Below are 19,408 nucleotides of genomic sequence, written 5' to 3' on the forward strand. Positions count from 1 at the left end.
TAGAAAAGGGTGTTCTGCGACGTCACCGCAGGTGAATGCCCGACGGAGGTGCGGGAAGCCTGGCCGGGACGTCGTACGCTGGGACGACGAAGACGGTGGGAGGGCGCGATGCGGGTGCGCGGGTTCGGAGAACTCGAAGCGGTAGTGATGGAACGGCTGTGGGATCGAGAGGGATCGACCACGGTCCGTGAGGTGTTCGACGACATGGCCCGGGGCCGCGAGATCGCCTACACCACCGTGATGTCGACGATGGACAACCTGCACCGCAAGGGATGGCTCGAACGCGAGCGCAGCGGCAAGGCCTTCCGGTACTGGCCCACCCTGACCAGGGAAGAGCACAGTGCCCGGCTGATGCGTGAGGCCTTCCACTCCGGCGGCAGGTCCGATGTGGTCTTGACCCACTTCTTCGAGCAGATGAGCGAGGAGGAGGCCGCCGGCCTACGGGTGGCGTTGCAACGCATGGCCACCGACGAGGACGCCGCCCAATGATGAGCGCAGCGGCCTGCTTCCTCCTGTTCATCGGGCTCGTCGCTGTCCTCGGCCCACCGGTGTTGCGGCGCCTCACCCATGGCGGCCTCGCGCCGCGTCTGGGTGTGATCGCCTGGTCGGCGGCCATCGCCGCCGTGGTGCTCTCGTGGGCGATGGCCGCACTGCTGGTGGTGGTCGACCTTCTCCGGTATCGGGCTCCCGGTGAGTCGATGCTCGGGGCCTGCCTTGCCCGCCTGCAGGAGAGCATCGGCGGTGTCGACACCGCATTCGAGGTGGCCGGAGTCGCGGCGGCCACCGCAGTGGTGTCGATCACCGCGTGGATCACCGGCCGACTCGCTATCGGGCTGATGCGGCTGCGTATCCGCACCCACGATCACGCCCGCCGGGCCCGCCTCATCGGCCACCAGGTGCGCGGTGTCGACGCCGTGGTCATCGACAACCCCGAGCGCGTCGCCTACTGCGCCTCCGGGCGACCGCACGCCGTGGTGATCACCACCGCCGCCCTCGCCGCACTCGATGACCGGCAGGTCCAGGCGGTCCTCGCCCACGAACGCGCCCATCTGGCCGGGCACCACGCTCAGATCCTGGCCGTCCTGCGCGTGCTCGCCGCCTCGTTGCCCGGGATGACCCTGTTCACCGCCGGTGCGGTGGAGGTCGGCCGCCTGCTGGAGATGTGCGCGGACGACCGTGCCGCCCGTGCGCACGGCTCGCGGGCCCTGCTCTCGGGGCTGCTCGCGTTGTGCGCTCCGGCCCAGGTTCCCGACGGGGCCCTCGGCGCCGGCAATATCGCCCTGCTGGACCGGGCCGGACGACTGGCGTCACCCCCGCGGCGGGCCGAGAAGGTGCGGGTGTGCCTGCTGTCGGCAGCCGTGGTCGCGATGGTGACCGCCGCCCCGCTCGCGTTGGCTGTCCTCGAGGTGACCGGAACCATGTGGTGCCTGCCGATGGCTTCCTGACCAGTGGATATCACCCTAGGGAGGCACTGGTGGCCGCCGATCACCTGGACCGGCGCCCAGGTACGCGCTGCTACAGTCGGGAAATTGTGACGGCCCTTGCGATACGCCCCCCGCGTATGCGGACGGTTATTGCGGTCGCCGCTGCCCTCTATCTGCTCGCCCACACGATCGCCCAGTGCGGGATCTTTCTGGCGCACGGTCACCAGGGTGAGGACGTGCACGTCTCCTCGTCCACGACCTCGCTGCCCGCCGAGGAATCCGCTCCCGGGCACGCGCACATCGATGACGGATCGACCCACCTGTCGCACGAGGCGCACAGCGTCGTCGCCATGCCCCGCTCCGACAATCCGCTGCGCCCGCTGACCGTCGCCGCGGTCGTCGCGATCGCCCTGGCCGTGGTGCTGGTGCTGATGTCGGTGCCGCTGACCCCGCGGGCGCCGCCGGATCTACCCATTCCCATCCGGCACGGCCGGACCGTTCTGAACGAACTCTGTATCAACAGGTGCTGATCAGCAGCCCGCAGGCCATCTGAGGACTTTGGTCCTCGTGGCCCAGCTCGTGCTGCCCACCACTCACTTACTGCCGTCGTCGCAGTCAGATACAGGGATTACTCATCATGAACAGTGCTGTTCCCTCCACCCTCGTTCCGCCGTCCGCCGGCCACCTGCTGACCACCGCCGGCCGTTGCCCGCAACCGAGCACCATGGTCGGCAACACTCCCGTCCTGTGGATCGGGGAACCGTTCGCCGACACAGGCCGGGGCTTCTGGGCGAAGCTCGAAGGCAGCAACCCCGGCGGGATGAAGGACCGCCCCGCCCTGCACATGGTCGAGAAGGCCAAGGCGCGCGGCGACCTCGCACCCGGGGCGATGATCATCGAATCCACCAGCGGAACCCTCGGGTTGGGTCTGGCCCTGGCCGGAATCACCCATCACCATCCCGTCACCCTGGTCACCGACCCCGGCCTGGAGCCGATCGTGCACAACATGCTCGCCGCCTACGGCGCCCACGTCGAGTTGGTCACCACACCGCATCCCACCGGCGGCTGGCAACAGGCCCGGCGGGAGAAGGTCCGCGAACTCCTGGGCGCCCATCCGGGGTCGTGGTGCCCGGATCAATACACCAACCCGGACAACGTCGACGCGTACGAGTCACTCGCCCTCGAGCTCGTCGCCCAGCTCGGCCGCGTCGACACCCTCGTCTGCTCGGTGGGCACCGGCGGACACTCCGCCGGCGTCGCCCGCGTGCTGCGCCAGTTCTGCCCCGACCTGAAACTGGTCGGCGTCGACACCGTCGGATCGACCATCTTCGGGCAACCCGCCAGTACCCGGCTCATGCGCGGGCTGGGCTCGAGCATCTACCCCGACAACATCGACTACCCCGCCTTCGACGAGGTGCACTGGGTGGCCCCCCACGAAGCGGTCTGGTCCTGCCGGACCCTGGCGGCCACGCACCACGCCAGCGGCGGCTGGAGTGTCGGTGCCGTCGCCCTGACGGCGGGCTGGATCGCCCGCACCAGCCCGCCGGAGACCCGGGTCGCGGCCATCTTCCCCGACGGCCCGCAGCGCTACTTCGACACCATCTACAACGACGACTACTGCTCCGAGCACGGCCTGCTCGACGCCAACCCGCCCACCGAACCGGCGACCATCGACCACCCGACCGACCACGTCGTCCAGTCCTGGACCCGGTGCGCCACCGTGGTCGACCCCACCGAGAGCGCTTCATGAAGAACCTTCTGACTCAGTTCCGCAGCTTCGACCGGCCCAGCCAGGTGCTGATGGTCAACCAGTTCTCCATCAACGTCGGCTTCTACATGCTGATGCCGTATCTGGCCGGGTACCTGGCCGGTCCACTGGGACTGGCGGCGTGGGCGGTCGGGCTGGTGCTGGGCATGCGGAACTTCTCCCAGCAGGGGATGTTCCTGCTCGGCGGCACCCTCGCCGACCGGCTCGGGTACAAACCCCTCATCGTCGCCGGTTGCCTGCTGCGGGTCGCCGGTTTCGTCCTGCTCGCGGCCGTGGAATCGTTGCCGGCGATCCTGCTGGCCTCGGTCGCCACCGGGTTCGCCGGGGCGCTGTTCAACCCGGCCGTGCGGGCCTATCTGGCCGCCGACGCCGGGCCCAGGCGGGTCGAGGCGTTCGCCACCTTCAACGTCTTCTATCAGGCCGGCATTCTGCTGGGCCCGCTGATCGGGCTCGCCCTGACCACCCTCGATTTCCGGGTCACCTCGCTGGCGGCGGCCGCGGTCTTCGCCGTGCTGACGATCGTGCAGATCTGGGCGCTGCCCGCGCATCGGGCCGAGACGGCCGCGGCCAAGACGTCAGTGCTCGAGGACTGGCGCGTGGTGGTGGCCAACCGGCCCTTCGTGCTGTTCGCAGTGGCGATGATCGGGTCCTACGTGCTCTCGTTCCAGATCTATCTGGCGCTGCCCCTACAGGCTGCGGTGGTGGTCGGGGACGACCGGTCCGACACCGCGCTGGTGACCTCGCTGTTCGTGGTGTCGGGGGTGGTGGCGATCGCCGGGCAGCTGCGGATCACCTCCTGGTTCTCTCACCGGTGGGGTTCGGCACGCAGCCTGGTCGTCGGGATGGCCATCATGGCGCTGGCCTTCCTTCCGCTGATCCTGCTGCCCAGCCCGGCCGCCCTCGGCGGGTGGGCCGCCGCCGGTGCCCTGGTGCTGACCGCCGCCCTGTTGGCCGTCGGCACGGCGGCGGTGTTTCCGTTCGAGATGGACACCGTTGTCGCCCTGTCCGGTGGCAGGCTGGTCGCCACCCACTACGGCTTCTACAACACGGTCGTCGGGGTCGGCATTCTGCTCGGCAACCTGGGCACCGGCGCCGTCTTCGGGATCCTTCGCGACGCGAACCTGGGGGCGCTGATCTGGGTTGCCCTGACCGTCGTCGGGGCGGTGTGCGTGACCGCCCTGTATCTACTCGACCGGTCCGACCGGCTCTCCCCACCCCCGGCCGAAACCGCGGTGCCCGAGGACGACGAGGTACCGGCCGCCAGCTGATAGCGAGAGCGTGCGGCCATCGCCGAGCCGGACGGGTCGGTGGGGACGAAGCTCGGCTGGTGCCGCGTGGTCTCCGGGACGGTTGGGTCGATCTCCCGCAGCTTCGTCATCTCCGTAGTGGAGCGGGGAGATGCGCCGTGAGCCGTGCCACCAGATCGACCACACGACAACCGGTGACAGTCCTGTCGCTGTAGCCGATCCTCGGCCCGGGTCGTACCGGCCGAGGATCGGCTCACGAGGTCAGGACGAGGAGCCAATCGTTGCGACCATCGGCATTCGCACCTGGCGTGGTGAAGGTTGCCGACATGGGGACGGGGCGCCTCCCGCCGGACGTCGGATCTATCCACGTTGCGCGAGCCCCGGGGGCCATCGCCGAGGTGGTCACCGAGATCGTGCGTTGGGTAGGCAGGTAGATGACTGCCAGGTGGCCGTCCGGAGTCCTTGCGGCTGTCACGTAGTCGTTCTCCAGGACGTCCTTCGCCTCGTCGGTCTGCAGTTCCGTGCCGCGTCCCGCGGTGACCAGCTCGTTCGCGGTGTCCGGCACCAGCTGCCACCACGCAAGCGTCGAGAACAGGGTTCGCAACTGCGTGATCTGGGTGAGCGCGCGGGTCGACAACCGCTGCTCCCACCCGTCGTGGAACTCCCAGTCGTCACTGCCGACGAACTCGCCGGCCGCGCCGGAGGTGAGCGCCCAGAGCACCTGCCGGCGAAGGGTCTCGTCCGTGGTCGGTGGTGTCTGCGGATGGTTGTTCTCGCCTTCGTAGTTGGCCTCGCCGAGGACTGCCGGGATCGCCGGCTGCCGTCGGTAGGCGTCCAGCATTGCTTCATAGGTCGGGGGGTAGGTGTACACGAAGTTCCAGTCGACACGCCGTGCCCAGTAGGGGTTCTGGGTGGAGATCGACTGGGGATTGAGCTGCATTGTGAACGGTCGGCCGTCCCCCGCCTCGCGGACGCCGCGCATCATCGCGTCGATGCAGTGGTCGACGTCGCTGCCGCGTGCCGGGTCCTCGCTGGACGAGACGTAGTCGCCCCCAGACATCCAGACGATGTTGGGCAGGTCACGAAAGCGCTGTGCCACCTTGACGCCATAGCTGTGGCATTGCGCGATCGACTTGGGGACGAAGGAATGTCCGATGGTCCAACCGTCGATCGGGTAGAGCATGACCGTGATGCCGTGGTCGGCGGCTATCCGCAGGTACGCGGTCACCCGCTCCCAGTACGGCTCCTGCCACTGGAGGATGTCGCCGTTCACGAAGGGGACCAACCCATCGAACGTTGCGCCGTCATCGCTGGGCGCGCCGTTGCCTGTCGCCCCGATCAACGAGACGATGGCCGCGTTGAAGCCCTGCCTCCGGCGGTCCGCGAACCACAGCTGGGCCTGCTGCGGCGACAGTCTGGTCATCAGAGTCCAGGGGGAGTCGCCTTGCAGCAGGATCGGGCTGCCGTACTGATCGAGGAAGTAGCGACGACTGGGACTCACGGAGGTCACGAACGGCGGTCCTTCCGGTCTTGCTTCGCTGCCGGGAGCGGGCGTCGGCCAGGGCTCGAGTGGACTGCTCGCCGTGCCGGGGATGCTCATGCGCTGGCCTTGGTTGAATTGCCCTTGGTGAAGATGCCGCCACAGCACGTACGAACCGCTCGCGCTCACCACGAGTACCACTGCCAGGAGTGCAGGCCCCAGGATTCGCCAACGGCGGCGTCGCGTCGATCGCGGTGGTGGCATTATGTCGTCGCACCCTTCGGAGCGTCCCGCTCACCCCGGACGCCGGCAGAGATCTCCGTCCAGCGCCCCGCACGCATCGCCGAAGCGGCCGTTACAACGCTATCTCCAGATCATCGTGATGTACATGCTGCTGGCTGCCGCCACCGTCGCCACGGCCCGCCCCGCCGAGCACGCGCTGTCCGACCCGACGGCGACCCCTGGCGTTGAACCCAACACTGTCCGGAATGACGTGGTGCCAGCTGCCGCGCCTCGGTTGGGTGATTGGGTAAGACGGAACGGAACAGTTTGTCGGTGCTGCTGTTGGCCGCAACCACGCTGTGCGGCTGCGATGGTTCGATTCGACGGCGCACATGCCGCGGGCGCCGACACGCTCGGCCGTGGTGGCGTTATGGTTCGCGGTCGGGCTCGCCTCGACTTCGGTCCGCGCCTACGCCGGTGTGATGATCTGGACGGCGTGGCGTCCTCGTCACCGCGCGGCATGTGCCGCACTTGTCGGCTAGGCCGCCACTAGCCGTGAGATTCCGCCGCGGGCTTCGGATCCCTGCATCAACGCGCTGGTCAGACCCCACCCCCACCCATCTACTATTTAACTACGTAGATTGGGGTGGGCTCTCGGCCAGGTCCCATGCCTCGTCGGCGCTCGAACAGGAGTTGTGCATGATCGAACAGTTCCCCTCCCCCGCCCGCCTGTCGCGTCGGAATTTTCTGGTGCTGGCAGGCCTGGGTGCGGCCGCGACTGTGACCGCGTGCAGCAGCGGCGGCACCCCACCGGCTACCCCGTACGTCAGCCCGGACTCGACGGCCGTGAAGGCGGCGGAGCAGGTCCGCCGAACCAACATCGGGACCGGGAACACGGTCACGGCGTCGCTGAAAGCCGGCCCTACCCGGATCGATCTGGGCGGTGTCCAGGTCGACACCTGGGCCTACGACGGCCGGATACCGGGCCGGGAAATCCGGCTGCGCCGTGGGGATCTGCTGCGCGCCGAGCTGACCAACGACCTGCCCGCCGAGTCCACCATCCACTGGCACGGTCTCGCGCTGCGCAATGACATGGACGGGGTACCCGGGCTGACCCAGTCCGCCATCGCCCCCAGCGCTCCGTTCACTTACGAATTCCTCGCCCCCGACGCCGGTACCCACTGGTTCCACCCGCATGTCGGGATGCAATTGGACCGGGGTCTGTACGCGCCGGTCATCGTCGAAGATCCCGCCGAGGGCGCCGACTACGACCTCGAGGCCGTCCTGGTCCTCGACGACTGGCTCGACGGGGTGGCCGGACGCACCCCCGACCAGCAACTGGACACCCTGCGCCGGGACGGGATGCCGATGAGCGGCATGGGAATGGACCATGGCGGCATGAACGGCATGGGCGCCGCGACCGATCCCGCCAACCCGCTGGGCGCCGACACCGGGGACGTGGACTACCCCTACTACCTGATCAACGGCACCCTCGGCGCCGACCCGTTCGCGGTGCGGGCCCGCCCCGGGCAACGCGTGCGGTTGCGGATCATCAACGCCGGGGCGGACACCCCGTTCCGCCTCGCGGTCGGGGGCCATCAACTGACTGTCACCCACAGCGACGGGTATCCGGTGCAGCCGGTTACCGGGTCGTCGCTGCTGATCGGCATGGGTGAACGCTTCGATGCGATCGTCACTCTCGGCGACGGGGTCTTCCCTATCGTCGCCTCGGCCGAGGGCAAGCAGGGTCAGGGTTTCGCGGTGATCCGTACCGGGGCCGGGCGGACACCGGACGCGGCCGTCCGCCCCCGCGAACTCGACGTCCCGCCGATCACGGGCCTGCAGTTGCGTTCGCGTGAGGAGGTTCGGCTCGACCGCCGTAACCCGGACCGGGTGCACGAGCTGATGCTGGGCATGGACATGTCCGGGTACCGGTGGACGATCAATGGCGCCACCTACGATCAGCACACCCCGCTCGAGATCGCCGAGGGGCAGCGGGTGCGGCTGCGATTTGTCAACCAGACCATGATGTTTCACCCCATGCACCTGCACGGGCACACCTTCCAGGTCGTCGACGACCACGGCGCCGGTGCCCGTAAGGACACCACGCTGGTGCTGCCGAATCAGACGGTCGAGGTGGACCTCGACGCGGACAACCCCGGTCAGTGGCTGGTGCACTGCCACAACCTCTATCACGGCGAGGCCGGGATGATGACCACCCTGTCCTACACCGAATAAACAACCGCCGCAACGATATCCGCCCCAGCACGCGGGCGGCCAGCTTCGCTGCGACCCTCCCCTCTTCTCATCCCACCGAGCACAGAACGAGACCCTCATGCCTGCCAATCGGATCACCCGCACCCTGCTGCCCGCCGGGATCGCCGCCCTGCTCGTCCTCGCCGGCTGCTCCTCGCGAGCCGAGGAGACAACGAAACCGGACGCCGCCGTCCCGGTGGTGGATTTCAGTTCCGAACTGTCCCACCTGCACGGACTGCACGTGGGCGCCGACGGCACCGTGCTCGCCGGCACCCACACGGGCATCTTCGCCATCGACACCTCCGGCGCGACATCCCGTGTCGGCGGGTCCGATGACGACTTCATGGGGCTGACCGGCGTACCGAACAGTGACAACGTCTACGCCTCCGGCCACCCCGGCCCCTCCAGTTTCGCCGCCAACCCACTGGGACTGCGCACCAGCACCGACGGGGGCACCAGCTGGGTGGACCGGTCCCTGGCGGGGCAGGTCGATTTTCACGCCCTCACCACGGACGGCAGGGTGCTCGTCGGGTTCGACGGCACCGACGGGCTGCTCGTCTCGACCGACGGAGGCACCACCTGGACACCGGGCGCGTCGCTGGTCGCCGCCGCACTGGCAATCAACGCCAGTGGGGTGTGGGCGGTGACCCCGGCGGGTCTGGAACACAGCACCACCGCCGCCCGCTCGTTCTCGCCCGTGCCGAACGCCCCACAACTGGTGATGATCGCCGGCGCCGGGGATGCGCTGTGGGGTATCGACGAGGACGGGTACGCCTGGCGCAGCCGCGACGGGCAGGACTGGCAGAAACGCTCCCAGGTCGGCACCGTCGACGCGATGACCGCAGCCAACTACGACACCGCCTACGCCGCCACCTCCCAGGCGCTCTACACACTGAACTGACCGGCATGTCCACCCTCGCTCGCCGGCTGATCCGTGGCCTCGTCCTGCTGCTGGTCTTGGCCGCGCTCGCGGGCGCCGGGGCGGGGGTGAGCAGTGCCCATCCCACCCTGCTGTTCACCGTCCCCGGATCCGACACCGCGGTCTCCGACCCACCGCAGGCGATCACGTTGATGTTCAACGAGCCGGTCACCCCCGGGGCGGCCGCGATCATCCTGCACGACAACGCCGGCCGCGAAATTCCCATGGGGACCGCCGAGACCGTCCGGGACGGGCGTGTGCTCACCGCCCGCCCGGTCGGCACCTTGGCGCAGGGCACCTACACCGTGCGCTGGCGGGTGACCGGTACCGACGGAGACCTGGTCGAGCAGGACTTCCGGTTCGCCGTCGGTCTCGCCTTGACCGGCGATGGTAGCGAGGTCGAGGGGCAGTCGACGTCCTGGACAGACACCGTACTGCGGTGGCTGCTGTTCCTCGGGCTCGCCATCGCGCTCGGCGGTCTGGCCGCCGAACGTGTCACCACCACGGCCCGGACCGAGAATCCGGCGCTCCCGGTGGTGCGGTCCCCGGTGGTGCCCGGTGCTCTCGTCGGCCTTGTCGGTGTCCTCGGTCTCGGCGCGGCACTCGCCGGATCCGCGGGCGAGGTGAGCGTGCTGTGGCAGGGACGGGCAGGTCTCGTATTGCTCACGGAGGCCGCCGGATTGGTCCTGGCCGTCGCGGTGGCAGCGGCCGGCCGCCGGGGGTGGGCGGCCGCTGCGCTGGTTCTGGTCGTGGCCGCGGAGGGGCTGCGCTCGCACGCCAACGTCGCCGCACCCGGGTGGGGCGGCGCCGTCACCGCGGTTCACCTGGCGGCCGCCGCGATCTGGGTGGGCGCGCTGCTGCACACGGTCCGCGCGGTGCTTCTCTGGTGGGGCGAGCGCGCCGCCGTGCGGTGGGTGTTGGCGGGATACACCCGGCTGGCGGTGTGGACCTTCCTGATCGTGGTGGCCACCGGCACCGTATCCGCCCTGCTGCTGATTCCGCTCGCCGCACTGTTTTCCACCACCTATGGTCAGCTGCTGGTGGTCAAGCTGGTGTTGGTCGCCGCCGCCTGCGGGTGGGCGCTGGCGGCGCGGCTGTCGCTGCGTACCCCGAAGCGAACTGCCCTGGTTCGGCCGAAGATTCGCGCCGAGAGCATCGTGTTGATCGCGGTCCTGGCGGTCAGCGCCACCCTGGTCTCCACCACCCCGTCCGGCAGCTCCCAGCAACCAGGCCCCCCACCGCCGGTGGGTCCGGTCCTGTCCCTGGGCGCGCTGGCCGGGCAGGTCGGAGTCTCCGTCGCCGCCAGCGACGGGCAACTGGTGGTGCGGCTGTCCACCCCGCGCCGCGGCGACTACTACGCCCCCGAACCGGACCAGGACTTCACCCTGACCGGGCGGATCGACACCGCCGAAACCGACGGCGCCGCACTCTCCTTGCTCGGATGCGGCCCGGGCTGCTTCGTCGCACCGGCCACCTGGCGGGGCGGCGACAACGTGCTCACCCTCGGCGCGACGGCGCAGGGCTGGCAGGGCGGCACGGTCAGCCTGCTCGTGCCCTGGCCCACCCGGCCCGGGGGCGACGACCTCGCCCGCGCCGTCGCCGCCACCCGCGCCGCGGGGGACCTGACGGTCTACGAGAGCGTCACCAGTGACACCACCGGCCCGGTGCCCGAGCCGCAGCGACTCGACCTGCCCGCCGACTTCTTCCTGGCGCAGGAACCGTACGCCGATGGCACCGCCCCGATCGCCGTCCGGCTGCCGCACCAGGGCGGGGCCGTCAGGCTGGCCCTCGGCTACCCGGCCGCCGGAATGAACGTGCTGCTCACCCTCGACAAAGCCGGACGCATCGGTGAGGAAACGCTCACCGACACCAAACATCTCGTCACCCGCAGATTCCTCTACCCGGAGCGCGGCGGTGGATGAGCGGCCAGGCGGCCCCGTTGTCTCGGGTTACCGCCCGAGCGAGCAGATGAAGCAGGTGTCGGTCCCCTCGAGAGGGCCCGTCAGATCTTTTCACCGGCGCCGGGTCAGTAACATCATGGCTGTGAAAGCGCTGGGTGCGACGCCGACGATGCAGCACCTGCTGCGGGTGGCCGCTGTCGTGGCGGTGCTGGTCGGTGTCCTCCTCATGCATTCCTCCCCACTCCTCGACCACACCGGGGGGCACGCCACCGAATCGGCGCACGATTCCGGTGGGCACGGCCACTCCCACGAGGCCGCGGAACCGATGGCCCTCGGTGATCTTCCCGTCGCACTGGCCGGGACAGGATGTGAGGGCACGGACTGTGACGACCATACGGGCCTGCATCTGTGCATGGCCGTGGTGACGATCGCCGCAGCGTTGGTCATCGCCCGGTGGTACGCCACTGCCGCCGCCGGCGAGGCCGCAGTGCACGGTCTGCGGGCACCGCTACCCATTCGGGCCGGCCGAGCGCCGCCGTGGACCACTCCGACCCTCGCACAGTTGTCGGTGTTGCGGGTGTGACAGGTGCCCCACTTCAGGTGGGTCACCTACGCAGACGTGTCTTGGGCACGCCTGCTTCACCTTTCACATACCGACCTTTCGAGGAGTCCTATCCATGTGGTCTTTGCGTTCCCCCCGTGCCAAGTTCGTTCTGTCGGCCGCGGCCGTGTCCGGAGTGCTGGTCCTCGCCGGCTGTAGCGACAACAGCGGCGGCGGACACGACATGAGCCAGATGTCGAACAACACCTCGGGCACCACGTCGAGCAGCTCCACCACCGCAGCGGCGGAGACGAGCGCCTTCAACAACGCCGACGTGATGTTCCTGCAGATGATGTACCCCCACCACGCGCAGGCCGTCGACATGGCGGACATGATCGAGGGCCGCTCCACCAATCCGCAGGTACTCGACCTCGCCAAAAACATTGCCGCAGCCCAGGGACCGGAAATGGAACAGATGACGGCGCTGCTCGCACGGCGGGGCATGGCTGTCCCCTCAACGGATGCCAGCGGCGGCATGAGCGGAATGAACCACGGCGCCGCGAGCGGCACGGCCAACGGCGCCATGAGCGGGATGATGACGCCGGAACAGATGACCGATCTGGCCGGCAAGAGCGGAGCCGACTTCGACACCGCCTGGCTGAACATGATGATCGAACACCACACCGGTGCCATCGAGATGGCTCAGACCGAACTCTCCGACGGAGAGAACGCCGACGCCAAGCAATTGGCCAACGCGATCATCGGCGCTCAGCAGGCGGAGATCACCACCATGAAGGCACTGCTGCCACAGAACTAGTCCGGTGAGGGTGGGACCGCTCCCCTCGCGGTCCCACCCTTCCCCACCGCCGCACGCACGGCGTGCACACCCCTTCTTCTCGACCCCGCTTCGCTGCCGCCTCGTCGGTATGGAGGAACTCATGAACACTCGCTCACCACGGCGAACTCCGATCCTGATCGCCCTGGCGATCCTGATCGCGGTGCTGGCCGCCTGCGCCCCGTCCGGAACCGGATCATCCTCGCCGAGCGGTGGCGCTAATCCGGCCACCGCGGCAGCCCCCACCATCACCCTCGTCCCTGCCGATGGAACCGACACGGTCAACCCCGCGGACCCGGTGTCGGTCGAAACCACCGGTGGCACCCTCGAATCGGTCACGATGACCAACAACGAAGGACGGGTCATCGATGGCATCTTCACCCCCGACCGCATCGCCTGGAAGCCCGGTGCCGCGCTGGGGTACGGCAAGACCTACACCATCACCGCGGCTGCGGTCGGGGACGACGGAACCCGCACCGAGCGAACCAGCACCTTCTCCACCGTGCAACCGGGCAACCTCACCAAACCGACCTTCGTCACCTCCGGCGGCAACCTCCTCACCGACGGCGGCACCTTCGGCATCGGCATCGTCCTCGTCACCCACTTCGACGAACCGATCACCGACCGGGCCGCCGCCGAGAAGACCCTGACCGTTGAGACCTCACCGCCGGTGCAGGGGTCCTGGTATTGGGCCGACGATCAGAACGTGCACTGGCGCCCGCAGAACTATTACACCCCCGGCACGACAGTGACCGCCCGCGCGAACGTCTACGGCGTCGACCTCGGCGGCGGCCTGTTCGGGCAGGAGGACGCGCAGACCTCGTTCACCATCGGCGACGCGCATATCTCCGTCGCCGACGACACCACCAAACAGATCACCGTCACCAACAACGGCGCCCTCGTGCGCACCATGCCCACCTCGATGGGCATGGGCGGCAGCGAAACCATCAACGGGCAAACCCTGACGTTCTGGACTCAGCGCGGCATCTACACCGTCATCGACAAGGCCAACCCCGTGATCATGGATTCCTCGACCTACGGGCTCCCGGTCAATTCCCGCCTGGGATACAAGGAAACCATCAACTACGCCACCCGTATCAGCAACGACGGCATCTACCTCCACGAACTCGCCGACACCATCTGGGCCCAGGGAAACACCAACGTCTCGCACGGGTGCCTGAACCTCAGCCCCGACAACGCCCGCTGGTTCTACGACTTCTCCGTCCCCGGCGACATCGTCGAGGTCCGAAACACCGGCGGGGAGCCGCTCGCGCAGTGGCAGAACGGGGATTGGAGCGTGCCGTGGGATCAGTGGCTGGCCGGAAGCGCGTTGGCGTGATCCCTCCGATCTGGCATCCGCGGACCTACACCGGCCACGCTGCCGCCGCGGTGGCGGGCTCGGACGATGAGCGCTCACGGCGTGAGGATGCCGACCCGAGCGCGCCCGCCGATGACATATCCCCCAGGTTCCCGCGTCGCGGCACCCGGCGGGTGCCGCTGATCCTGCGCGACCGGAGAGTCCTCGCCGCCGCGGCAGTGCTGACCGCGCTGGGGGTGGCAGCCGTCCTCCTTCCCCGCCCGTCGATCTCCCAGATGCGCGACTGGGCGGAGTCAGTGGGGCCGGCATTCGTGTTGGTGTTCTTCCTGACCCAAGCCTTGCTGACGATCGCCCCGGTTCCCCGAACGGTGTTCACCCTCAGCGCCGGACTGCTATTCGGTCCCGTAACCGGCATCACCTTCACGATCGCCGCAACGACGATCGCCGCCGTGCTGGCGCTGCTGCTGGTGCGCGCGCTCGGACGCACGGCGGTCGAGGCGCGACTGTCGCACCCCGCGGTCCAGGCGATCGATGCCCGCCTGGCCCGGCGCGGGTGGCTGGCGGTCGGGTCCCTACGGCTCATCGCGCCGGCGCCCTTCGCATTGGTGAACTACTGCTGTGCGCTCTCATCGGTGCGAGTGGTGCCGTACACCGTGGCCACAGTGGTGGGAATCCTGCCGGGCACCGTCGGGGTGGTGCTGCTCGGCGACGCGTTGACCGGGCAGACGAATCCGGCGCTGATGGTGGTCACCACGATCTGCATCGCCATGGGAGTGGCGGGATTGCTGGTCGACACCCGCTTCCCCGTGTCACCGGCCTCGGACGCACCGTAGGCGGTCCGGCCCACGGCGGCACGCGCGGAAACTGCGGATCGGTATACGGCGATGTGGCACAGGGATTTCGAGTCACCGCCCCGAATCGAGCTGGGCGCTCTCGCACACGGTCCGGCCATCTACATGCAGAGGATGGCGGAGTGCGGAATCACACCCGGACCCATATACCCCGAGGGGTATATGGAGAAACGTTCACGGAAGGACCCACCATGGTTGGCGACGACGAATCCATGGTTGCGCCATTGTCGATTCGAACACGGTGCGGCGTTGCCGAGGTGGGGTACGCGGATGCGATGTTCCCGGAGGGGTCGAGCCGGATCACGTCGGAGTCGTGCAGACGGGCGAGGACGTGTTCTGCGGAGCGGTCGAACTCGGCAGCGACAGCGGTGAGGTCCGCGGCTGTCGGCGCCCGACCGTGAGCGGCGAAGGCGCGCAGGATCGCGTGGTGGACCGCCTGCTCGGCCGGGTCGGCCCGGTCGCGCGGCACCACGCCACCCGCCGAGCCCGGCGGACGGCGCGCAACAGTCGGCCGTTGCCTGTGGGTCCGCGGCAGCGATGGGGGGCGGTTCGAGTCCGAGTGCGGCTCGCAGCGCAGCGACCGACGGCGACCCGTCAATGCCGCCGGCCTCGGTCCGGTAGAGGCGGCAGGACACGCCGGGGACCTGGCCGGGGGTGGCGAAGGGGTCGTGGCCGGCGACGAGCAGCGTGGGTGAGCCGGTCATCCCGGCCACCGATGCCGTGGCCTGGTCGTCGATCACTCGATGGGTGATCTCGACGTCGAGCGCCTGGCCGGCGGTGGCCTGCCGGATGCGTTCCACGAGAACAGGCACGTTGGGGCAGTCGGGGATCTGCAGAATTTCCAGTTTCATCGGTGATCTCCATCGTCGTCGTGCAGGGTGTGCAGCAGCGGGCAGCAGCGGTCGCTGCGGGGTCGTTCGCAGGTGTCGACCAGCTGGGACAAGGACCGTTGCATGCGTTGCAGGTCGGCGATCCGCTCGGCCAGCGCGGCCATCCTCGCTTCGGCCAGAGCGCGCGCCGCGTCACAGTCCTCGGGCCCGCCCTCGGCCAGGTGCAACAGCTCCTGGACCTCGTCGAGGCTGAACCCGTGGTCTTGGGCTCGTTTGATGAACCGGACCACCGCCGCCGCGTCGGGCGGGTAGGCCCGATACCCCGACGGTGACCGCGGTGGTTGCGCCAGCAGGCCCCGGCGTTCGTAGTACCGCAGCGTCTGGACGTTCACTCCGGCGCGGGTCGCCAGCTCACTACTGCGCATGCCGCCATTCTGGACCCTGTACCCAGGTACAGGGTCAAGTTAGCTTTCGATCACCGGGATCGTCGGTCCTACAGCTGCCGGCTTCTCGGGCGGCTGCCGCGTTCGAGATTGCGGTAGATGGTCTTGCGGTACCGAAGGTTTCGGTGATCTGCATCTCCCGTGCCTCGAGACCTGCAGCTCGGTCATGCTCGGCGCCCGGCCGCCGACCCGCCCGCGGGCCCGGGCTGATTCCAGGCCCTCGAGAGTGCCTTCGCTGATCAGGTCCGCGAACATCTCGTCCATCGTAACGATGACGTGGAACAGGAGTGGAACAGGAACCGCCGGGCGGGGGGGTGTCAATGCGCCCTGTTTGAGCACGATCAGGTCGGTGCCGCGCTCGTCGAGCTGGGCGGTGAGTTCGGTCATGTGCCGCACCGACCGAAATGGCCGCGACAGCCGGGTGATCACCAGTTCGTCGCCGCGGCGCAGGTACTCGAAGCACCTGTCCCACTCCGGGAGCCGGGCCAGTTTCCCCGAAACCTTGCCACCCAAATTCGTTCGCAGCCGGCCGCGGTGAGCGCATCGATCTGGGAGTAATTACTACCGGAACCCCTGGTCGCACGGCGATTGCCGCAGCTCGACGCGCGGCAGCCTGGTGATCAGATCGGTGTCACGAAGCTGCTGACGAACTCGGAGCGGTCTCCCGCCTGCCCGACCGGATCGGCCGGCGGTTCGCGCGGGCCCTCGACGCGACCACCCCGGTGTTCCACGAGATCAACTACCTCGGATCGTGCATGGCAGCGACCGTGTTCAACCGCCACCGGATGGGCTGGCACTGCGACCGCGTCATCGCCAAGCTGCAGCGCTCCCTGACGAAGGAATCGGACGCCGCATTGCGCCGCGGCATGCACTTCCCGCAGCGCTGGGATCCGTTCTTCGCCGACTTCATGACCCTCGAGCAGGTATACCGATACCCGGGCAAGCATTTCGATTTCCACCGCGACCAGCTCATCCTCGGCTGATGCCCCGTCCACGGACTGGAGGAGTAGACGCCGTTCACATCGCTCGCGGTCCCTTGATGGCGTGTCGGACAGCATCTCCTGGGTCGGCCGACGAGGGACTCGGTGTGGGGGTGGGGTGGCATGCGCCCTCGGAGGTGAAGGGGTAGCTCAGCTGGCGGAGGTAGCCGGTCGGGTAGTCGGGTTCGGCGGCCATCCCGAGATGGTCGCTGGTGAAGCGGCGGGCCGGGTCGTAGGAGTAGGTGCGCAGCAGGTGATCCCAGATCAGGGTGAACAGGCCGAAGTTGACGTCGCCGACGCCGGCCCATTTGAGGTGGTGGAAACGGTGGCCGGCGTTGAGGGCGAGGACATATCTGGCGGGCCCGACACGGTAGTCGGCGTTCGAATGCTGCAGCAGCAGTTGGATCGCGACGGCGAGCGCGAGGACGGAGGCGACGTCGACGGGCAGCCCGAGCAGGATCAGCGGGGCGACCCCGGCGGCCATTTCGACGGTTTGGTGCAGGGGATGTTTCATCAGCCCGTTGAGGCCGTAGAAGCGGGTGACGCTGTGGTGGACGGCGTGGAACCGCCACAACACCCCGATCTTGTGGCTGGCCAGGTGCACCAGGGTGATCCCGAGGTCGGCGATCAGGATCGCGGCGAGCACCTGCAGGAGCAGCGGCCACCGATCCGGCCAGATCCCGGGGGCAGGCACGATCGCGGCCAGCGCCGGGATCGCGGCGACGCTGGCCAGGATGAGGGTTTCGTTCACCGCGACGTGGATGCGGTCCCGGGTGGTGTCCTGGTGGTCGGTATTCCACTCCGGGTCGTAGGGAATGACCCGTTCGACGAGGAACGACGCGCCGATCGCGGTGGCCAGCACCAGCAGCAGCAGGATTTTCGGAGCACCGGCGGCGGTGAGGGCGAACCCGATGCCGTTGAGCCCGATCAGCAGGAACGGTGCGTACCCGTAGCGGGCCAGCTGGTGCACCGGGGTGTGGGTCGTGGTGGTGGGCATGGATTGATCGTGGCCGCCGAGACCGGGTGCGGGCTTGAACGATTCGGCTACCGGGGTGGGTCGGTGTCCCAGGTGACGGTGCGGCTCAGCGCCGAGGGGGGCAGCCCGAAGATGTCCCGGCAGGTGCGGGTCAGGTGGGCGCTGTCGGCGAATCCGGCGGCGTGCGCGGCGGTGGTGAGGTCGCGTCCGGCCCCGACCTCGGTGACGGCGATCATCAGGCGGGTCCAGAGCACGTAGCGGCGCAGCGGCAGCCCGACCTGCGCGCCGAACAGGTGGGTGAGCCGGCTGGTAGACAGACCCACCCGGGCGGCGAGGTCGGTGGTGGTGACCGGTCCGGCGGCGACGAGCGCGGGCAGCAGCGCCAATGCCGCGGTCACCGACGGGTGCCGGGCCGGTGGAGCGGGTGCGGAATCCGGGACCAGCGCGCCGACCACGGCGGCGACCAGGGCACCGAGATCGCCGTCGACGGTGGCGGGTGCGGGCAGTGGTGGTCCGCCGGCCCAGCCGTATCGGTGGGCCCGGTGACCGGCGGCGCGGCCGGCCGCGGAGTCCGGGTCGAGGAACACCACCACGCCGTGCGCGGCGCCGGTCTCGATGTGGTGCGCGGTGTCGGGTGGCACGACGACCTGGGTGCCGCAGTGCCGGGCCCCGGATCCGTCGGCGACGGTGAGCGGTGTGTCTGCGGTCATCACCTGCACGGCGTGGTGCGCGTGGCTTGTGGTGGTCCCGATCGACCCGGCGAACGCGAGGATCCCGGGCCGGATCAGGGCGCCGCCGCGCCAGCGGGTATCGGTCATGTCAGCGCCTCGAACAGGCGGCCGATCACCCCGGATTCGAGCAGGATGATCACGCCCAGGCCGATGAACACCGCGGGCACGAGCCAGTGCTCGACCCGCTCGAGGGTGGCGATGACCTTCTTGTGGGTACCGAGCAGTCTGCCGGCGGCGCACCAGAGCCCGACGCAGACCAGGAACACGGCGATGGTGACCGCGGTCTGCGGCGCACCGAGGGTGCGGAAGACCGGGGTGTAGACGGCGATGTTGTCGGCGCCGTTGGCGATGGTGATGGCGGCGACACTGGCCAGCCCGGTCGCCACCACCGCGGGTTCACCGTAGCCGTTGCCGCGCAGGCCCCGGATCAGTCCCCAGATCCCCAGCGACAGGGGCAGCAACCCCAGCAGCCCGACCCAGTCCTCGGGCACGATCACCAACCCCAGGGCGGCGACCACACTGATCGCGACGAGGGTGATCAGGCCGAGGTACTGGCCGGCGACGATCTGCCACGCCCGCGGCCGACCCTGGCTGGCGGAGGCGACGAACAGCACGGTCAGCACGACGATGTCGTCGATGTTGGTGCCGGCGAACATCGCCACCGCCGCGGCGACGGTGCCGATCAC

At 68.9% G+C, this 19,408-nt stretch carries 18 protein-coding genes and 1 pseudogene; 13 read left to right on the forward strand and 6 right to left on the reverse strand.

Going from position 1 to position 19,408, the window contains the following annotated elements:
- Positions 1-108 precede the first annotated feature (108 nt).
- From CJ179_RS48510 to CJ179_RS48530, 5 genes are all read left to right on the forward strand, one after another.
- Positions 109-489, forward strand: a complete 381-nt coding sequence (locus CJ179_RS48510) for a BlaI/MecI/CopY family transcriptional regulator (protein ID WP_054246277.1) — start codon at positions 109-111, stop codon at positions 487-489.
- Positions 486-1,445 (forward strand): M56 family metallopeptidase, encoded by a 960-nt coding sequence (locus CJ179_RS48515; protein WP_257016358.1) that lies wholly within the window; start codon positions 486-488, stop codon positions 1,443-1,445. Before CJ179_RS48510 ends, CJ179_RS48515 begins: the two co-directional genes overlap by 4 nt.
- 116 nt (positions 1,446-1,561) lie before the next feature.
- Positions 1,562-1,954, forward strand: a complete 393-nt coding sequence (locus CJ179_RS48520; RefSeq protein ID WP_095866251.1) for a hypothetical protein — start codon at positions 1,562-1,564, stop codon at positions 1,952-1,954.
- Positions 1,955-2,061: 107 nt separating this feature from the next.
- Positions 2,062-3,174 carry a PLP-dependent cysteine synthase family protein gene (locus CJ179_RS48525; protein WP_095866252.1) on the forward strand — a complete coding sequence of 371 codons (1,113 nt, stop codon included), beginning with the start codon at positions 2,062-2,064 and terminating at the stop codon, positions 3,172-3,174.
- A complete protein-coding gene (locus CJ179_RS48530; protein WP_095866253.1) occupies positions 3,171-4,460 on the forward strand; it encodes an MFS transporter in 1,290 nt (429 codons plus the stop codon). Before CJ179_RS48525 ends, CJ179_RS48530 begins: the two co-directional genes overlap by 4 nt.
- Positions 4,461-4,692: 232 nt before the next feature.
- Here the strand turns inward: CJ179_RS48530 and CJ179_RS48535 are convergent, their stop codons facing one another.
- On the reverse strand, positions 4,693-5,949 hold the full coding sequence (locus CJ179_RS48535; protein ID WP_179377963.1) for a DUF4038 domain-containing protein: 1,257 nt from the start codon (positions 5,947-5,949) through the stop codon (positions 4,693-4,695).
- A gap of 891 nt (positions 5,950-6,840) precedes the next feature.
- Between CJ179_RS48535 and CJ179_RS48540 the strand changes: the two genes are divergently transcribed.
- The 7 genes from CJ179_RS48540 to CJ179_RS48570 all read left to right on the forward strand — a co-directional run bounded on the left by CJ179_RS48540 (position 6,841) and on the right by CJ179_RS48570 (position 14,744).
- On the forward strand, positions 6,841-8,379 hold the full coding sequence (locus CJ179_RS48540; protein WP_095866255.1) for a multicopper oxidase family protein: 1,539 nt from the start codon (positions 6,841-6,843) through the stop codon (positions 8,377-8,379).
- A gap of 97 nt (positions 8,380-8,476) precedes the next feature.
- Positions 8,477-9,298 carry a F510_1955 family glycosylhydrolase gene (locus CJ179_RS48545; RefSeq protein ID WP_095866256.1) on the forward strand — a complete coding sequence of 274 codons (822 nt, stop codon included), beginning with the start codon at positions 8,477-8,479 and terminating at the stop codon, positions 9,296-9,298.
- A gap of 5 nt (positions 9,299-9,303) precedes the next feature.
- Positions 9,304-11,238, forward strand: a complete 1,935-nt coding sequence (locus CJ179_RS48550; RefSeq protein WP_095866257.1) for a copper resistance protein CopC — start codon at positions 9,304-9,306, stop codon at positions 11,236-11,238.
- 115 nt (positions 11,239-11,353) lie between these two features.
- A complete protein-coding gene (locus CJ179_RS48555) occupies positions 11,354-11,800 on the forward strand; it encodes a DUF6153 family protein (protein ID WP_095866258.1) in 447 nt (148 codons plus the stop codon).
- Positions 11,801-11,894: 94 nt separating this feature from the next.
- On the forward strand, positions 11,895-12,575 hold the full coding sequence (locus CJ179_RS48560) for a DUF305 domain-containing protein (protein WP_095866259.1): 681 nt from the start codon (positions 11,895-11,897) through the stop codon (positions 12,573-12,575).
- A 121-nt stretch (positions 12,576-12,696) separates the two neighbouring features.
- Positions 12,697-13,932 (forward strand): Ig-like domain-containing protein, encoded by a 1,236-nt coding sequence (locus CJ179_RS48565; RefSeq protein ID WP_095866295.1) that lies wholly within the window; start codon positions 12,697-12,699, stop codon positions 13,930-13,932.
- Between the two features lie 152 nt (positions 13,933-14,084).
- Positions 14,085-14,744, forward strand: coding sequence for a TVP38/TMEM64 family protein (locus CJ179_RS48570; protein ID WP_095866296.1), 660 nt, complete (start codon positions 14,085-14,087; stop codon positions 14,742-14,744).
- Between the two features lie 865 nt (positions 14,745-15,609).
- On the opposite strand, the gene CJ179_RS48580 is transcribed toward CJ179_RS48570, so the two are convergent.
- Positions 15,610-16,017, reverse strand: a complete 408-nt coding sequence (locus CJ179_RS48580; RefSeq protein WP_095866260.1) for a MerR family transcriptional regulator — start codon at positions 16,015-16,017, stop codon at positions 15,610-15,612.
- A gap of 39 nt (positions 16,018-16,056) precedes the next feature.
- Complete coding sequence (locus CJ179_RS48585; protein WP_179377964.1) at positions 16,057-16,548, reverse strand: recombinase family protein; 492 nt, start codon at positions 16,546-16,548, stop codon at positions 16,057-16,059.
- 149 nt (positions 16,549-16,697) lie between these two features.
- On the opposite strand from CJ179_RS48585, the pseudogene CJ179_RS48590 reads away from it, so the two are divergent.
- A pseudogene (locus tag CJ179_RS48590) lies at positions 16,698-17,018 on the forward strand (DinB family protein); the annotation flags it as partial.
- Between the two features lie 34 nt (positions 17,019-17,052).
- On the opposite strand, the gene CJ179_RS48595 reads toward CJ179_RS48590, so the two are convergent.
- Genes CJ179_RS48595 through CJ179_RS48605 form a run of 3 tightly spaced genes read right to left on the reverse strand, consistent with a single transcriptional unit; the run spans position 17,053 to position 19,408 of the window.
- The gene (locus tag CJ179_RS48595; protein ID WP_095866262.1) at positions 17,053-18,012 is read right to left on the reverse strand and encodes a sterol desaturase family protein; all 960 of its coding nucleotides are present in this window, start codon (positions 18,010-18,012) and stop codon (positions 17,053-17,055) included.
- 47 nt (positions 18,013-18,059) lie between these two features.
- Positions 18,060-18,809, reverse strand: coding sequence for a helix-turn-helix domain-containing protein (locus CJ179_RS48600; RefSeq protein ID WP_095866263.1), 750 nt, complete (start codon positions 18,807-18,809; stop codon positions 18,060-18,062).
- Positions 18,806-19,408, reverse strand: a complete 603-nt coding sequence (locus CJ179_RS48605) for a cadmium resistance transporter (protein WP_095866264.1) — start codon at positions 19,406-19,408, stop codon at positions 18,806-18,808. The genes CJ179_RS48600 and CJ179_RS48605 overlap by 4 nt, the downstream gene beginning before the upstream one ends.

The sequence above is a fragment of the Rhodococcus sp. ACS1 genome, assembly GCF_002300155.1.
Classification (GTDB): Bacteria; Actinomycetota; Actinomycetes; order Mycobacteriales; family Mycobacteriaceae; genus Rhodococcus_F; species Rhodococcus_F koreensis.

Coding starts and splice junctions, on each gene's coding strand:
- CJ179_RS48510 (WP_054246277.1), top strand. CDS start 109: ATGCGGGTGCGCGGGTTCGGAGAACTCGAAGCGGTAGTGATGGAACGG.
- CJ179_RS48515 (WP_257016358.1), top strand. CDS start 486: ATGATGAGCGCAGCGGCCTGCTTCCTCCTGTTCATCGGGCTCGTCGCT.
- CJ179_RS48520 (WP_095866251.1), top strand. CDS start 1,562: ATGCGGACGGTTATTGCGGTCGCCGCTGCCCTCTATCTGCTCGCCCAC.
- CJ179_RS48525 (WP_095866252.1), top strand. CDS start 2,062: ATGAACAGTGCTGTTCCCTCCACCCTCGTTCCGCCGTCCGCCGGCCAC.
- CJ179_RS48530 (WP_095866253.1), top strand. CDS start 3,171: ATGAAGAACCTTCTGACTCAGTTCCGCAGCTTCGACCGGCCCAGCCAG.
- CJ179_RS48540 (WP_095866255.1), top strand. CDS start 6,841: ATGATCGAACAGTTCCCCTCCCCCGCCCGCCTGTCGCGTCGGAATTTT.
- CJ179_RS48545 (WP_095866256.1), top strand. CDS start 8,477: ATGCCTGCCAATCGGATCACCCGCACCCTGCTGCCCGCCGGGATCGCC.
- CJ179_RS48550 (WP_095866257.1), top strand. CDS start 9,304: ATGTCCACCCTCGCTCGCCGGCTGATCCGTGGCCTCGTCCTGCTGCTG.
- CJ179_RS48555 (WP_095866258.1), top strand. CDS start 11,354: ATGGCTGTGAAAGCGCTGGGTGCGACGCCGACGATGCAGCACCTGCTG.
- CJ179_RS48560 (WP_095866259.1), top strand. CDS start 11,895: ATGTGGTCTTTGCGTTCCCCCCGTGCCAAGTTCGTTCTGTCGGCCGCG.
- CJ179_RS48565 (WP_095866295.1), top strand. CDS start 12,697: ATGAACACTCGCTCACCACGGCGAACTCCGATCCTGATCGCCCTGGCG.
- CJ179_RS48580 (WP_095866260.1), bottom strand. CDS start 16,017: ATGCGCAGTAGTGAGCTGGCGACCCGCGCCGGAGTGAACGTCCAGACG.
- CJ179_RS48595 (WP_095866262.1), bottom strand. CDS start 18,012: ATGCCCACCACCACGACCCACACCCCGGTGCACCAGCTGGCCCGCTAC.
- CJ179_RS48600 (WP_095866263.1), bottom strand. CDS start 18,809: ATGACCGATACCCGCTGGCGCGGCGGCGCCCTGATCCGGCCCGGGATC.